Consider the following 16,221-nt stretch of genomic DNA (forward strand, 5'->3'; position numbering starts at 1 on the left):
ACCACCAAAGTAGGCCAGCAAACTGGCGGCCTAGACCAGCAAACTCCTGGCTCATTACGCTCCCCCCGTCAAACCGGTAGTCTCGGGCCTTCGAAATCGGCCGTGCATCGTGTGCAGGCTTAGCCCAGGAGACTCATTTGCCAACTTTGAAGAAAGTCGCTTTGATTGAGGATCTGTCCGACGGACAGTTCTTTCAGCGATATACGTTCACGAGGGAGGATGACAGCGAGGGAATTGTGGAATTGCGCCCCGCCGAAGCTGACAGGTGGCGGTCGTTTCGTGATCAATTGCGCAATAGGAACGCTCATCCTTCACTGCTGAGTAAATCGACGGTCGAAGCAGCAGTTGCAACAGCTCCAGAAGTGCGGTCCGCTTATGCTGCCGCCACAGGTTGGCGCCCTGGCCGCAGGACCTTTGTGCTGCCAGATCGGGTGATTGGAACCAACACGAAAAACATCTGCGGCCTGCCGCCCAGGATCCATCGACCGCGACCGCGAGGCACACCTATGAGTTGGCTGAAAGCGGTGGGACCACTCGCCACGAAATCGTCGGGCATGATGCTGACCATTTCCTGTTCATTCGCAGCGCCCCTCTTGCGAATTGCTGGCGAGCAGTCATTTGGACTTTGTCTGGCGGGAAAGACCGGAGGAGGGAAAACGACGGCGACCCTGGTCGGTTCTTCAGTTTGCGGACCTGGCCAAATCGACGAGTTGCCCACCTGGAACGCTACACTCGCTGGCCTCGAGCCCGCCCTGCGCTCACACAACGACTGCCTGATGGTCGTCGATGATCTTAACAAGATGCCAGTTGCATCTGACAAGGAGAAACACCACAGCACGAGAAACTTTGCGCACAACCTCGGCACCGGTTCGACGAAACTACGCAGCCCCACATTTGACGAAACCTCGGACAACGGCGAGCAATACCGGGTGATCTCGTTGACATCCGCCGAGACCACCATAGCGCAGCTTTCGGCCAAGTGCGGCGAGCAAAGAGGCGGCGATGCTCGTCGCCTAATCGACGTACCTATTTACTTGGATGGTCTCGATCACATCTTTGATCGAGCGATAAACGCTGACCAGCTCGGCCAAGCGAAATTGCAGCAATTGTTCGCGTCGGTGCACACCGCGTGTGCCAAAGATCACGGTCAGGTCTTCGCACAGTATGTTGGGTTCCTGATCAGGTCTCGGACAGTGCTTCAGGACAAGATCACCAGGCACGTGAACCGGTTCAGAGCGAATGCCGCCGGCAAGGTCGATGGCATCGTTTACGCCGACATTATACGAAAATTCGGTCTGATCTACGCGGGCGGCGCACTTGCCATCGAAGGCATTGGCCTTCCCTGGAAAAGGGCAGAACTCTTGGACGCAATCGCCAAATGCTGCGAAGCAGCTCTCGACACGCTTTCGGCTGAGCAGCGAACCCTCGACGCCGGCTGGAAATCGCTCAAGGTGCGGCTGATGAGCTTACCTAGGGCTTCCACAATCGAGCACAGTGAATATAAATCGATCGATGGGTATGTCGAACCGGAGCGCGATCGATATCGTTGCATAATGAAAACCGACAAATTCAATCGCATTTTCGTCAATGCCCTGCAGCGCAAGCTCGTGCTCGACGAATTAGCCCGACGAAACTGGATTACTCGATCAAGGTCGAACGAAAACCAGGGACAATTCATTTGGCCTGACAGCGTTCGAAGGCGCTCACTCGAAATCAACTGGGCTCGTCGGGCGGGTAGTGCATAAGAGTCAATACGGGCAGCACGGCAAGCAGAATGCTTGCCGATCACGCCTTTGACTTCACTGCCGCTCTGGTGTAATCTACTGTTAACACACGGTTATCCGGTGTTTAGATCCTTTTCTCCCACTCAGTCTTAAGACGAGTTACGTGAAACAATCGCCGTTGGTACCGGCGACTGGCACGTCAAAATGGAGTCGGACTCTGCTGACAACGCGCGCAAAGCTCGTCTGACGGACGAACATTCGCCCGCTTCTGATCGTCGCACATATCGTGGAAGCACCAGTGCGGCTATCCGCTTCTCAAACTCGAACACAACCCAGGGCGTCGACCCGACGCCCTGCCGACCGCTCACGCCTCGGTTGCTGAGCAGGCAGCAAGCAGCTGCCTACTGCAACCTATCGCCGAGCGCTTTTTCCGCTTGGGTGCGATTCGGCAAGCTGCCTTCACCGCTCGCTGGCACAACGCGCTGGGATCTCAAAGCTATCGATATCGCGTTAGACGCAATGAGTGGCCTGCAACCGGAGCAAGAATCATCAGCTTTAGACGAATGGAGAGCAAACCGTGCGCGTCGTTCTTAAGGGAATTCACAGGGTCAAGCGTAAGCTCGCCAATGGTGAAACGAAGGTGCATTTTTACGCGTGGCGCGGTGGCCCCGCTATCGAGGCCAAGCCAGGCTCACCCGAATTCGTTCGAGAGTATAACGACGCACACGCAAGCCTTCGGCAACCACGCGCAGGCACGTTCATGACGATCATCGCACAATACAAGACCGCACCGGAGTTCACGGGCTTAGCGACTTCGACCCGCCGCGCGTACCTCGCCTATATCAAGCTGATCGAAGAGGAGTTCGGTGACCTTCCGGTGGCAGCTCTGGCCGATCGTCGCGTGCGTGGTGAATTTAAGACCTGGCGCGACTCGTTCGCTGACACACCTCGCAAGGCCGACTACGCCTGGACGACGTTGGCGCGTGTCATGTCGTTCGCGAAGGACCGCGGCATCATCGCGACCAACCCATGCGAACGTGGCGGCCGCCTCTACGTAGCAGACCGCAAGGACAAGATCTGGACCGAGCAAGACATTGCTGCGGTTCTCGCGGTCGCCTCCAGCGAGATCCAGCTGGCGTTGATCTTGGCACTCTGGAGCGGGCAACGGCAGGGAGACCTTCTGCGCCTCCCCTGGTCGGCCTACGAGAGCCCCTACATTCGCCTTCGCCAGTCGAAAGGTGGCCGCCGAGTCGCGATGCCCGCTGGCGCCCCCTTGAGGATCCTGCTCGATGGGACGAACCGCCGGGGGCCGCTTATCCTGACGAACACACTGGGCCGCCCCTGGACCTCCGATGGCTTTCGGACGTCATGGGGAAAGGCTTGCGAGCGCGCCGGCATCGAAGGCCTGACCTTTCATGATCTGCGCGGCACAGCGGTGGTTCGCCTTGCTATCGCTGGCGCCAGTGTGCCTCAGATCGCTGCGGTCACCGGTCACTCGTTGAAGGACGTCGAGGCTATTCTCGATGCGCACTATCTCGGTCGCGACATTCAGCTCGCAGAAGCTGCGGTGCTGAAGCTCGAAGCGAGAACAAAACTGTAAACGGTGGTGTAAACGGCGCTGGTTTTGCCGCTTGATCAAACCGCTAAGTGCTTGATTTATATGGTGGGCGCACCAGGGCTCGAACCTGGGACCCGCTGATTAAGAGTCAGCTGCTCTACCAACTGAGCTATGCGCCCGAAAGGCGGTTAGTGCCTTGCGAGGTCGGTCGTTTAGCAAAGCGATCCGGGTCTGGCAAGCGATGCAATGAAGGTTTTTCCACAGTCCCCAGAAAGCGAAAAGCCGCTGGATTCCAGCGGCTTCTCCAGGGTTAATGCCAGCGAAATCCCGCCCCGTTCAGAGCCGGCCCTCGCGATCGCGGCCCTCGCCGCCGTCGCGGTCGAAACGGTCACGATGGAAGTGCTCCATGCTGCGCTCCATCATGCGGTCCATGCCGCGTTCCATGAAGTGGCGGTGCGGGCCGTCTTCGCCGCCGCCGAACGGGCCGCGGTGGCGGGTCAGCACGGCGAGGCGCCGCTTCTGGCCCTCGTCCAGGGTCTTGTAGAGCGGGTCGGCGGCATCGGCGATCTTCTTCAGGGCCGCCGAGGTCGCGCCCATGTCCTCGGCGCGCTGGCGCAGGCGGGCGACCGGATCCTCCGGCCTGTCGGCGTCCTTGTCAGCATTCCTGCCGGCATCGCCGGGACCGGCATTCATCCGCGCATTGGCGCGGTCGATGCGCAGCTTGGCGAATTCGCGCACGGCAGCCTCGACCGGCGGCCACAGCTTCTCCTGGTCGGCGTTGAGCTTCAGCCCGGCATGGACGGCGGCGATCCGCGCGTCGACAAAAGCGGCGCGGTCTTCCGGGTTCATGCGGATGTGGCGGATGTGCTCCATCCACGGGCGATGATATTGGGCATAGACCGCGCCCGAGCCGGCAATGCTGAGCACGGCGATGGCGGCGATGGTGAACTTCTTCATCCGGACCTCCTCTGGAAGGATGTCCATGAAGATGGGCCCGACGCGGCTGACCCGCAACTTACAACTTGGACAGGAAGCGCGCCCTTACCAGGACTGCAACGCCCGATTTTACCTCCAGCCGCAATCTGACATCATTCGCAACAAAAAGGCTTCCGTGCAGGCCGCACGGAAGCCTTCGTTCATCGTTCGGGTCGATCAGTTCGTCGTGCTCAGTTCGTCGAGCTCAATTCGTGGTGCTCAATTCGTGGTGCTCTTGGCTTCCTTGAGGAATTCGTCGATCAGCGGCTGGCCGATGCGGCCTGCGGCGTCCTTGTAGACCGGCTCCATCGCCTTGCGCATCGCCTCGTCCTGCTCGCCGGTGAGCTTGATGATCTCGCTCTTGCCGCTCTTCTTGATCTCGGCGAGCGCGTCGTCGTTTTCCTTCTGCGACTGCGCGTTGCTGAAGTCGGTCGCTTCCTTCATCGCCTTGGTGAGCGGGTCGCGGATGTCGGCCGGCAGATCGTCCCAGAACTTCTTGTTCACGATCACGACGTACCCGATGTAGCCGTGATTGGTCTCGGTGATGTACTTCTGCACCTCGTGCATCTTCTGGGTATAGATGTTCGACCAGGTGTTCTCCTGGCCGTCGACCACGCCGGTCTGGAGCGCCTGGTAGACTTCAGAGAACGCCATCACCTGCGGCAGCGAGCTGAGCGCCTTGAACTGCGCCTGCAGCACGCGCGAGGACTGGATGCGGAACTTGACGCCCTGATAGTCGGCAGGCGTGATCAGCTTCTTGTTGGCGCTCATCTGCTTGAAGCCGTTGTCCCAATAGGCAAGGCCGGTGATGCCCTTGGCGTCCAGCAGCTTGAGCAGCCGCGTGCCGAGCGGTCCTTCCGTCACCTTCCGCAGCGTCTTCAGGTCGGGCAGGATGTAGGGCAGATCGAACACTTCGAACTCGCGAATGCCGAGCGGTCCGAACTTGGAGTTCGACGGCGCCAGCATCTGCACGCTGCCAAGCTGGAGCGCCTCGAGCTCTTCCTTGTCCTTGTACAGCGTCGAGTTCGGGTAGACCTCGACCTTGACCTTGCCGCCGGTGTACTTCTCGGCGAGCTCCTTGAACTTCTCCGCCCCCTTGCCCTTCGGCGTGTCGGTGGCGACGACGTGGCTGAACTTGATGATGATCGGCGATTGGGCCGATGCCGGCCCGGCAAATCCGAGTGCCAGTGCCGCGATGGACGCGGCTATCGCGAAGGTGCGCATAATCTCTCCCTGTTATTATCTAAGCCGCCCGGCGCGCGGGCGGCCAATCCTTATGCCGACAGCATCAATAGCGGCTGAGAGACGCAGCCGCTATTGGCCCTTAGCAGGGCAGGTATTCATCATAAATGCCGTCATTCCGGGGCGATGCGAAGCATCGAACCCCGGTGCGCAACTGCGCACCTGAGAATCTCGAGATTCCGGGTCGCCTCTTTGAGGCGCCCGGAATGACAAACTACGCTTGTCAGCTCGCCGCCGCCGTCGTCACGGTGTCGCGCTGGCGCTTCATGACGATCTTGTTGAGCGCGCCGAGATAGGCTTTGGCGGAAGCCACCAGCGTGTCCGGATCCGCCGCGCGTGCCGTCATCGCGCGTCCCTCCTGCGACAGCCGCACCGACACTTCGGCCTGCGCGTCCGTGCCTTCGGTCACCGCGTGGACCTGATACAGTTCCAGCTTGGCCTCGTGCGGGACCAGGCGCTTGATGCAGTTGAACACCGCGTCCACCGGACCGTTGCCCTCGGCCTCCTCGATCTTGATCTGGCCGTCGACGTCCAGCTTCATGGTCGCGCGCTGCGGACCATGGGTGCCGGCGATCACGGTCAGCGAGGTCAGCTTGATGCGGTCGTGCGAGGCCGCCATCTCCTCGTCGACCAGCGCCTCGATGTCCTCGTCGTAGATGTCCTTCTTGCGGTCGGCCAGCGCCTTCATCCGCGTGAACGCGTCTTCCAGCTGATTCGGGCCGAGCTTGTAGCCCATCTCCTCCAGCTTGTGCACGAAGGCGTGCCGGCCGGAATGCTTGCCGAGCACCAGCGAGGACTGCTTCAGGCCAACCATCTCGGGCCGCATGATCTCGTAGGTGGATGCGTCCTTCAGCACGCCGTCCTGGTGGATGCCGCTCTCATGCGCGAACGCGTTCCGGCCGACGATCGCCTTGTTGTACTGCACCGGGAACGAGGTCGCCGCCGAGACCACCTTCGAGGCCCGGGTGAGCTGCGTGGTGTCGATCTTGTTCCAGTACGGGAATTTGTCGTTGCGCACGTTGATCGCCATCACGATCTCTTCGAGCGCAGCATTGCCGGCACGCTCGCCGATGCCGTTGATGGTGCACTCGACCTGGCGCGCGCCGCCGACGACGCCGGCCAGCGAGTTCGCGACCGCCATGCCGAGGTCGTTATGGCAGTGCACGGAGAATACAGCCTTGTCCGAGTTCGGCACGCGTTCGATCAGCGTCTTCATGAAGTGGGTGTATTCCTCCGGCACCGTGTAGCCGACGGTATCGGGGATATTCACCGTGGTCGCACCGGCCTTGATGACGGCCTCGACGATGCGGCACAGGTAGTCCATCTCGCTGCGGGTGCCGTCCTCTGCCGACCATTCGACGTCGTCGATCTGGTTGCGGGCGCGGGCGACCATGGCGACCGAGGTCTCGAGCACTTCTTCCGGCGTCTTGTTCAACTTCACCCGCATGTGCAGCGGCGAGGTCGCGATCACGGTGTGGACGCGGCCGCGCTTGGCGAACTTCACCGCTTCGGCGCAGCGATCGATGTCGGCCGGATGGGCGCGGGACAGGCCGGCGATGACGGCATTCTTGGAGCGGCGGGCGATCTCGCTCACCGCTTCGAAGTCACCTTGCGAGGTGATCGGGAAGCCGGCTTCGATGACGTCGACGCCCATATCGTCCAGCAACTCGGCGACCTCGAGCTTCTCCTCGAAGGTCATGGTGGCGCCGGGGCACTGCTCGCCGTCGCGCAAGGTGGTGTCGAAAATGATGACGCGGTCCTTGTCGGACTTGTTCGCGGTGGCCATTGCAAATTTCCTTTTGAGCTTTTGCGCCGTCAGTCTGCTGGGCGCTTGAGGTGTCCGGTGATCTCGACCAACCCCTGAGCGCCCAGGCGCGTCGCGCCCAGCCGGCCCTCAGGGGCAAGTAAGAAGGAGGCCGCCAATAAGGAGGGTGGGCAGCAGCGCGGCCGGGATCGTGGCGGCGGCCAGAGCCACCTCCCCCGAAATCCCATCGATTTGGCCGCGAATCAGCATTGCCAGACCCTTTTGAGCCCCAAATCCTCGGGCAAAACCGTTGACGGTTGGTTGCCGGGAGGCTCAGTGACCCGTTTCTAGACGAGAAATAGCAGCAACTGCAACGCCAAAAGATGGTCAGGGGGCCTGACCTGGTTGGCGCGCTGGCCTGGTTGGGCAAGGCTCCGTGTCCCGGACGCGCTGCAACGCAAAGCGTCGCAGCGCAGAGCCGGGGCCCAGGGGCGGCACGGCACGCGGCGAGATGGCCCCGGATCTGCAGCGCAGCGTCGAAACGGACGATGCTTCGCATCGCCGGGAACGCTGCGCAGCGTCCGGGGCGCGAGCGCGGTGTAGGGCGCGCGCTTTCTCCACGTCGTCATTGCGATGCTCCAGTGCACATCCCAGCGGCGGTGCCGTAGGGTGGGCAAAGGCGCATAGCGCCGTGCCCACGATCTCTCTCCATGAGCGACAAGGCGTGGGCACGCTGCGCTTTGCCCACCCTACGAGACTAGTTTGTGGCACGCAGCTCAATCGCACACGCAGCTTTGCGTCCTCGCGGCGCGTTTCGCCCGAGCTTTGCTTCGTCTCGCTACCCTCTCATCCAAGAGGGCGCAGGGAAGACCGGGTGCCGGCTCGCACCCGCGGTCCGCTGCGCGAAACGCACGCGCAAAGGAGACCGCACAGCAGCATACGGGTGTGGCCGATCACTCGGCCTTCCCTGCGCAATGGTTGGACGGCTTATGCCGTGATCTCCCGGGAGCCGAACTTTCCTTCTGGCCTCCCTCGCCCCGCGAATTGGATGATGCAGTCCGCCCGGTTGGGCTCGCTCGCACCTTCGCAGACAGCTTAACCGTAGCAACGACGGCCAGGACCACACGGTTTTGCCGTACGCACGGCCCGCCATTTCGCCGCAGTTTTTCCAGCCCTGTCGACGGAGCCGGAAACTTGCAGACGAGACGAAGCCTAGCAGCGCCGCTCATCCGCACGAAGCCTCGGGCTCACAGGGACTACCCGCCCTGCCCGTACCTCTCGTGCCGACGCTGCCGCGTCCACCGCAAGCCCGGCTCGCGATGCGTGACGACACATGATCGCCCCTCTTGGATGAGCCGGGATGGGCGACGCATACGCCGAAACCGAATTTCGATAAAGTAGAATATTTTTGCGAGCGTGGATTGACAGAGCGCGACACAGGCACGATCGCGTAGCCCGGATGGAGCCAACGGGTCGGCGCGAAGCGCCGCCCGATGACAGGCTCCGCGTAATCCGGGACAGTGCAAAATGCCGGGCGATCGGCCCCGGATTTCGCTTCGCTTCATCCGGGCTACTGGCACTTCCGAACTTCGCCCTATCCCGCGCGGCGGGCGCGGGCCCTGCTTTCCCAGCGGTTCAGCATCTGGCCGAGCTCGCCGGCGACCACGGGGATGGCCGTGATGGCGCTGGGGATCTCGTTGGTGTTGGCGGGCGCCTTGGCGGGAAGCCAATCCGGCTCGGTATATTCGCGCCAGCGGCGGGCTTCGGCGCGTCTTTTGTTGGAGATGAATTCACGCGTGAAATAGCCGGCCGCGAACGCGATTCCCAGCAACACGATCAATACGATGACGCCAGCCACAATCAACTCCGTCCATCGCCCCCGGACGGGTTCTGCGTGGCAATCAGCGCAAAATCAAGGCTTGAACTGCGCCGAACGCGCTGCCTGCCATGCTTTGCCGCAAGCAAATTTTTGTTCAAATCCGCGGAACATTTTCGCGCCTTGCAAACGGCGCAAGACGGACGCGAAGTGCATTCGAATATGACAGGATTGAGACCCGCGCAATCCGATTCCCCCCTCGCAACCGGCGCCGGACCGCATTAACCTCCAGTTGCTCGGCCGGATCAACCGGCCAGCGAACATCATTGGGAGGACGCGATGACACGCCAAGAGGCTCGTGACCACACGGCTCGTGACCACGAGCAGCGTGACCAGGATGCTGCGCTTTCACGACGAACACTTGTCCGGGGGCTTGCGCTCGGCGCTGCGGCGACCGTGACGGGGGCCGGCTCCGCGCTGGCCCAGACCGGACCCGCCGCACCGCCGACCACCATCACCACCCCGCCGCGCGATTTCGGCCCGCACGGCGCGCCGACCACCTATTTCTGGGACCCCGACATCATCGCGGTCGATCCCTCCTTCAACGATCTCGCGCAGCCCAACACCGCGATCAAGCGTCTCTACACCGGCCTGCTGTGGGCCGAGGGTCCGGCGTGGAGCGCGCAAGGAAGGTATCTGCTCTGGAGCGACATTCCCAACAACCGGCAGATGCGCTGGAGCGAGGATGACGGCCGCGTCAGCGTGTTTCGCACGCCGTCCAACAATTCCAACGGCAACTCCTTCGACTTCCAGGGCCGCCAGCTCTCCTGCGAGCATTTGACCCGCCGGGTGACGCGCTACGAGCATGACGGCACCGCCACCGTGCTCGCGGACTCCTATCAAGGCAAGAAGCTGAACTCGCCGAACGACATCGCCGCGCATCCCGACGGCAGCTACTGGTTCACCGATCCACCCTATGGCGGTCAGCTCTATGAAGGCGAGCCGGATGCGGCGGGCGGCCCGAGCAATGCAGGCGGCAAGCTCAATCCGCGGATCGGACAGCCGGCCGGCTTCCAGCCGGGCAAGCGCGAGCTGCCGACCAATTGCTATCGCATCGACCCCTCCGGCCGCATCGACCTCGTCGTTACCGAAGACCAGGTGCCCGATCCGAACGGACTGTGCTTCTCGCCGGATTACAAGAAGCTCTACGTCGCCTCCACCGGCAAGGGCCCGGGCGATACGGGTCCGGGCGGCAAGGGCGAGATCTTCGTGTTCGACGTCGGCAGCGACAACAAGCTGTCGAATCCCAAGAAGTTCAGCGATTGCGTGATCGACGGCGTGAAGTGCGGGCCGGACGGCGTGCGCTGCGACGTCAACGGCAATGTCTGGGCCTCGAGCAATGCCGGCCGCGCCGTCGGCTATAACGGCGTGACGGTATGGTCACCGGAGGGCAAGCTGCTCGGCCGCATCCGCCTGCCGGAAGTCTGCGGCAACATCACCTTCGGCGGCCCCAAGCGCAACCGCCTGTTCATGGCCGCGAGCCAGTCGCTCTACGCGGTGTTCACGGCGACGCAAGGCGCGGGGCCCGGCTGAGCCGCACATCCGTGATCAAGCGCGCCGGCGTGAAGCGCCGGCGCGAACTTTCCTTTTGTGACAGCACCACGACACGTTGGTCGCAGTTACCCGGTCGTCGGGCAAATCTCCGCCATCAATTCAACGAAGATAGGTCGCGCAGCAGAACCGCGGCGCGGCGTGGAAGCATGACACTCTCTCCGGCCGCGCTCGAGCATGAATTGGGAGTTGAACGATGCGCCGTATGCCAAACGACACGATCATCGTCAGCGTTGGAAGCCAGGAGCTCGTGATCGCGTTCGGAGACCCCGGTTTACCGGTCGACGGCCATGGCGGTAACGACATCATGATCGCAACAGTCGATGACGGGCCCAGCAGCCTGCTGTTTGTCGGTGACGAGTCGATCCTGGAGGGCCAATCGCATGGCGGCAACGACCTTCTCGTCGCCACCGTTCAGGGTCGCTTGCCCTATACGACCTTTGACGGCGACGCGCAGATCATGTCCGGCCAAGCCCGCGGCGGCAACGACGTGCTGCATGTCGAGGCCTCGAATGCGATCTATGCGAGCGTCTATCTCTCGGGCGACGCCGAAATCGCCATGACTGGGGATACCAAGGGCGGCAACGACCTCATCACGGCAGAGATGGGCGACAGATCGTATGGTGCGTTCAGCGGCGATTCCGGATCGCTCATGAGCGGCAACTCCCAAGGCGGCAACGACATCGTCAGCGTGGTCCAGGCCGGCTTCTCTGGCAACGCGTCGATATCTGGTGATGCCTTGGTGACCATGAGCGGCGATGCACGCGGCGGCCGGGACATCCTCATCTATACACTCGGCGTCGATGCGCGGTCCGGCGGCGCATCACTGCTCGGCGATAGCGGCTACATGAGCGACAATGCCCGTGGCGGGGACGACATCCTGATCGCGGCCGTCGACGGCAATCCCGATTCGACCTCCATCGCGCTCGTCGGCGATGCTTCGCTGATGTCCGGCAACGCACAGGGTGGCAATGATATTCTCTACGGGAGCGATCGCGGCGATTGGCTGTATGGCGATGCACGCATCTACACTCCCGCCGTGGGCGGCTCGATCACCGGCGGCAGGGATCTGCTGAACGGCGGAGGCGGCAACGATCAGCTCTGGGGCGGACCGAGCAACGATCTGTTCGTGTTCGGGGCAGGCTCGGGCCAGGACGTGATCAACGATTTCGATCAGGGCAACAAGGCGGCGGGCAGCACGACACCCGAGTACGACGTGATCGACGTGAGGGCCTATGGCTTTGCGGACTGGGCCGCGCTGAAGAGCCTGATCAGCGACGACAGCGCCGGCAATGCGGTGATCCAGCTGACGGCCAACGACACCATCACGCTGGACGGCATCCATGCCGCCGATCTCAACGCCAGGGATTTCATCGTCTGAGGCGCGGCTTGCCGCCGCAACCCAAATCCTCGCAAGGCCCCTCGCCGTCATCGCGGCCGGCCTTGGCTTTGTGCAGAACGCCACTAGGCCCACTGGCCTCGAAGGACCCATCCTGCGATCTTGCCGTTAATTCCGACGCGGCCTGGAGAAGCAAGATGGACGATCGACCAAGACGACCCGACGGCCTGATGCAGGACGACGGCTTCGTGCGGGTGCGCGGCGCGCGCGAGCACAATCTCAGGAACGTCGACGTTCGCATTCCACGCAACGCCCTCGTCGTGTTCACGGGCGTGTCGGGGTCCGGGAAATCCTCGCTCGCCTTTGGAACGATCTACGCCGAGGCGCAGCGGCGCTATCTGGAATCGGTGTCGCCCTATGCGCGGCGCCTCTTCCACCAGATGCAGATCCCTGAAGTCGACGACATCGAGGGCCTGCCGCCCGCCGTGGCACTTCAGCAGCAGCGCGGCGCGCCGACGACGAGGTCGTCAGTCGGCAGCGTGACCACCATCTCGAACCTGCTGAGGATGCTCTATTCCCGCGCCGGCGATTACCCGCGGGGACAGCCGATGCTCTATGCGGAGGCGTTCTCGCCGAACACGCCGGAGGGGGCCTGTCCGACCTGCCACGGCATCGGCCGGATGCTCGACGTCACCGAGAAATCGATGGTGCCCGACGACACCAAGACGATCCGCGAGCGCGCCGTCGCGGCCTGGCCGAGTGCCTGGCAAGGGCAGAACCTCCGGGACATCCTGACGACGCTGGGCTACGACGTGGACAAGCCGTGGCACGAGCTGCCGAAAAAGGACCGCGACTGGATCCTGTTCACCGAGGAGCAGCCGACCGTTCCTGTTTATGCCGGCTACGACGCCGCCGAGGTCAAACGGGCGCTGCGCCGCAAGGAGGAGCCGAGCTACCAAGGCACGTTCACCGGCGCCAAGCGCTACGTGATGCAGACCTACGCCAAGTCCGAGAGCGCGATGATGAAGCGCCGCGTCGCGCAATTCATGATCACCCAGGATTGTCCGACCTGCCACGGCACCCGGCTCAAGCCCGAGGCACTCAAGGTCAGGTTCGCCGGGCTCAATATCGCCGAGATGTCGCATTTACAGCTCAAGCAATTGCAGGAAGTGGTCAAGCCGTTCGCAAAGACTTCGACGGACAAGACGGAGAAGACCGTCGTCGCCAAGCGTATCTGCGAGGATCTGTCGGCGCGGCTCGCCGTCCTGCTCGATCTCGGCCTTGGCTATCTCGCCTGCGAGCGCAGCACGCCGACGCTGTCACCGGGCGAATTGCAACGGCTGCGCCTTGCGACGCAGGTCCGCTCGAACCTGTTCGGCGTCGTCTACGTGCTCGACGAGCCGTCAGCAGGCCTGCATCCCGCCGACACCGAGGCGCTGCTGCGGGCGCTGGACCGGCTGAAGCACGCCGGCAACTCGATCTTCGTGGTCGAGCACGAGATCGAGGTGATCAGCCACGCCGACTGGCTGGTGGATGTCGGCCCCGACGCCGGCGACGGCGGCGGGCTCATCCTCTACAGCGGGCCGCCGGAAGGGCTCGGTGACATCGAGCAATCGCGAACCGCGCATTACCTCGGACGTCCGCGCAAGAAGCTGCCGACGGCGCGCCGCGAGCCGAAGGGCCATCTGAAGCTCAGGGGCGTATCCCGCAACAACCTTCGTGGTCTCGACGTCGATATTCCGCTCGGAATCCTCACCAGCATCACCGGCGTGTCCGGCTCCGGCAAATCGAGCCTGATCAGCCAGTTCCTCGTCGAGGCCGTCGCCGCGCATCTCGGCCATACGCTTGCCGCTGACGCCGATGACGACAGCTTGGCCCCGACGGTCGAGACGTTGGGCGGCAGGATCGTTGCCGGCCTTGACCAGGTCAATCGCCTCGTCGTCGTCGATCAGAAGCCGATCGGCCGCACGCCGCGGTCCAATCTTGCGACCTATACCGGCCTGTTCGACCATGTCCGAAAACTGTTCGCGGCAACGCCGCAGGCAAAGTCCCGCCGCTACGATGCCGGACGCTTCTCGTTCAATGTCGCGAAAGGACGATGCGCGACCTGCGAGGGCGAAGGCTTCGTCTGTGTCGAGCTGCTGTTCCTGCCCAGCGTCTACGCCCCCTGCCCGACCTGCAAGGGCGCCCGCTACAACGACAAGACGCTCGAGGTGACAATCCGCGGAAAATCCATCGCGGATGTGCTGGCGATGCGCGTCGACGAGGCCTTTGAGTTCTTCGAGGGCGATGCCGCGCTGAACCGGTCGCTGTCGGTGGTCCGCGAGGTCGGCCTCGGCTATATCCGCCTCGGCCAGTCCGCCACCGAATTATCCGGTGGCGAAGCCCAGCGCATCAAGCTGGCGACCGAGCTGATGCGTCCGCAACGGGGCCATACGCTCTATGTGCTGGACGAGCCGACCACCGGGCTGCATCCACGGGACGTCGAGCGGCTGATCGCCCAGCTCGAGCGGATCGTGGACGCCGGCAACAGCGTGGTCGTGGTCGAGCACGACATGGACGTCGTCTCGCACAGCGACTGGATCATCGATCTCGGCCCCGGTGCCGGCGACGAGGGCGGCCGCATCGTCGCATCGGGAACGCCGGATCAGGTTGCCAAGGCCAGCGGCAAGACCGCGCATTATCTCTCGCGGCGCTTGAAGCAGTAGCGCTCGGTCTCGCCAAGCCTCACCGTCATTTCGCAATTGCGTTCTATGGCGCAGCTGACAGACCCGACTTTCGCCATGTTGACTTTCCGCCGTCCCGCTCCCCATACTTCGCAAAAAAATAACAACCAGTCATAAGAACGGTTTTGAGGGAGGATAGGATGCCGACTTCACGCAGGCAGCTGCTGAAGGGTACGGCGGCTGCCGCCGCCACACTCAGCCTCGATTGGACGCGGGCCCAGGCGCAGGCCGAGAATTTGCGCATCGGCCTGATCTACGACCTCACCGGCCCGTTCGCCGCCGGCGGCTCGGTCGCCTCCTCGGTCGGCGCACAGATCGCCATCGACCTCGTCAACGAGAAGGGCGGCATCGGCGGCAAGACCAAGATCGTGCCGGTCGCGGCGGACTCCCAGAGCAAGGCCGACGTCGCCATCAACGAGGCCGAGCGGCTGATCAGCCAGGAAAAGATCGACATCATCAACGGCGTCTATTCCAGTGCGCATGCGGTGCCGATGGCGGCGAAGGTCGAGCAGCAGAAGAAGATCCTCTGGATCACGACCGCGGTCTCGACCGCCGTGTTCAAGGACAAGAATTTGCAATACGTGTTTCGCGCGCAGATCCATTCCGACCAGTACGGCCAGGCCTTTGCCGGCTTCATCGCCGAGCATGCGAAAGCCAAGCTCGGCATGGAGGCGAAGGACGTCAAGGTCGCGCTGATCCACGAGGACGGCCCCTATGGCGTCGGCGTCGCCGCTGCCGACGAGGCCTATGCCAAGCAGGCCGGCATCCAGGTCGTGCTGCGCGAAGGCTATTCGGCTTCCGCGCCCGACCTCTCGGTGCTCGTGACGAAGATCAAGCGCGCCAAGGCCGATGTGATCTCGCATGCCGGCTACAACCCCGATATCACCCTGTTCCTGCGCCAGGCCCGCGAAAGCGGCCTGCGCTTCAAGATGCTGTTCGGGGCCGGCGCCGGCTACAGCCAGCTCGACAAGCTGCGCGCGACCTTCGGTCCCGACATCGACAATTTCTGCAACATCGATCCGGTGCCGGCGCAGCTGCTCGATGCGGCGAAACTCGCGCCGGGCATGGGCGAGCTGATCAAGACCATGGTCTCGCGCTACCAGACCAAGACCGGCGCCACCGACGTGCCGCCGCACTGCTCGATGGGCTTCAACCAGACCTGGGTGCTGCTCAACAACGTGCTGCCTGTCGCCAAGGAGAAGTACGGCAGCTTCGAGCCGGAGGCGATCCGCAAGGCCGCGCTCGACGTCGACATTCCCGCCGGCGGCACCATCCAGGGCTATGGCGTCAAATTCTTCCCGCCGGGCACGCCGCTGTCCGGCCAGAACGAACGCTCGACGCCGGTGGTGATGCAGAACGCGGGCGAGCACATCTCGGTGGTGTGGCCGACCAACATCCGCACGCAAGACCCGGTATTCCCGCTGCCGAAGGGATCGACCTACGGGACGTAGGGCGGCTTGCTCCCACCCTCCCTTGGAGGGTGGGA

General features: G+C 63.0%; 10 protein-coding genes and 1 tRNA gene. 6 read left to right on the forward strand and 5 right to left on the reverse strand.

Features of this window, described 5'->3' with window-relative positions; translation table 11 throughout:
* The first annotated feature begins 137 nt into the window (after window positions 1-137).
* Both GA0061098_RS22495 and GA0061098_RS22505 read left to right on the forward strand, forming a co-directional pair.
* Window positions 138-1,745 carry a DUF927 domain-containing protein gene (locus GA0061098_RS22495; RefSeq protein WP_165637535.1) on the forward strand — a complete coding sequence of 536 codons (1,608 nt, stop codon included), beginning with the start codon at window positions 138-140 and terminating at the stop codon, window positions 1,743-1,745.
* A gap of 556 nt (window positions 1,746-2,301) precedes the next feature.
* Window positions 2,302-3,324, forward strand: a complete 1,023-nt coding sequence (locus tag GA0061098_RS22505; RefSeq protein WP_165637536.1) for a tyrosine-type recombinase/integrase — start codon at window positions 2,302-2,304, stop codon at window positions 3,322-3,324.
* 61 nt (window positions 3,325-3,385) lie between these two features.
* Here the strand turns inward: GA0061098_RS22505 and GA0061098_RS22510 are convergent.
* The 5 genes from GA0061098_RS22510 to GA0061098_RS22535 form a co-directional block, all read right to left on the reverse strand.
* Window positions 3,386-3,461: transfer RNA gene (locus tag GA0061098_RS22510), tRNA-Lys, on the reverse strand.
* A 157-nt stretch (window positions 3,462-3,618) separates the two neighbouring features.
* Window positions 3,619-4,239, reverse strand: coding sequence for a Spy/CpxP family protein refolding chaperone (locus GA0061098_RS22515; protein WP_104466088.1), 621 nt, complete (start codon window positions 4,237-4,239; stop codon window positions 3,619-3,621).
* Window positions 4,240-4,476: 237 nt separating this feature from the next.
* Complete coding sequence (locus tag GA0061098_RS22520; protein ID WP_091961235.1) at window positions 4,477-5,481, reverse strand: TRAP transporter substrate-binding protein; 1,005 nt, start codon at window positions 5,479-5,481, stop codon at window positions 4,477-4,479.
* 241 nt (window positions 5,482-5,722) lie between these two features.
* Window positions 5,723-7,285, reverse strand: coding sequence for a 2-isopropylmalate synthase (locus GA0061098_RS22525; protein WP_091961239.1), 1,563 nt, complete (start codon window positions 7,283-7,285; stop codon window positions 5,723-5,725).
* Window positions 7,286-8,837: 1,552 nt separating this feature from the next.
* The gene (locus tag GA0061098_RS22535; protein WP_091961871.1) at window positions 8,838-9,101 is read right to left on the reverse strand and encodes a hypothetical protein; all 264 of its coding nucleotides are present in this window, start codon (window positions 9,099-9,101) and stop codon (window positions 8,838-8,840) included.
* A 297-nt stretch (window positions 9,102-9,398) separates the two neighbouring features.
* Here GA0061098_RS22535 and GA0061098_RS22540 point away from each other — a divergent pair, with 297 nt between their 5' ends.
* The 4 genes from GA0061098_RS22540 (at window position 9,399) to GA0061098_RS22555 (ending at window position 16,186) form a co-directional block, all read left to right on the forward strand.
* The gene (locus GA0061098_RS22540; protein ID WP_091961244.1) at window positions 9,399-10,652 is read left to right on the forward strand and encodes an SMP-30/gluconolactonase/LRE family protein; all 1,254 of its coding nucleotides are present in this window, start codon (window positions 9,399-9,401) and stop codon (window positions 10,650-10,652) included.
* Window positions 10,653-10,866: 214 nt separating this feature from the next.
* Complete coding sequence (locus GA0061098_RS22545) at window positions 10,867-12,051, forward strand: calcium-binding protein (RefSeq protein ID WP_165637538.1); 1,185 nt, start codon at window positions 10,867-10,869, stop codon at window positions 12,049-12,051.
* Between the two features lie 155 nt (window positions 12,052-12,206).
* Entirely contained in the window at window positions 12,207-14,717 is a 2,511-nt protein-coding gene (uvrA, locus tag GA0061098_RS22550; RefSeq protein ID WP_091961252.1) for an excinuclease ABC subunit UvrA, read from the forward strand.
* Between the two features lie 158 nt (window positions 14,718-14,875).
* Window positions 14,876-16,186 (forward strand): ABC transporter substrate-binding protein, encoded by a 1,311-nt coding sequence (locus tag GA0061098_RS22555; protein ID WP_091961256.1) that lies wholly within the window; start codon window positions 14,876-14,878, stop codon window positions 16,184-16,186.
* Window positions 16,187-16,221: the final 35 nt, after the last annotated feature.

It is taken from the genome of Bradyrhizobium shewense, from assembly GCF_900094605.1.
GTDB lineage: Bacteria > Pseudomonadota > Alphaproteobacteria > Rhizobiales > Xanthobacteraceae > Bradyrhizobium > Bradyrhizobium shewense.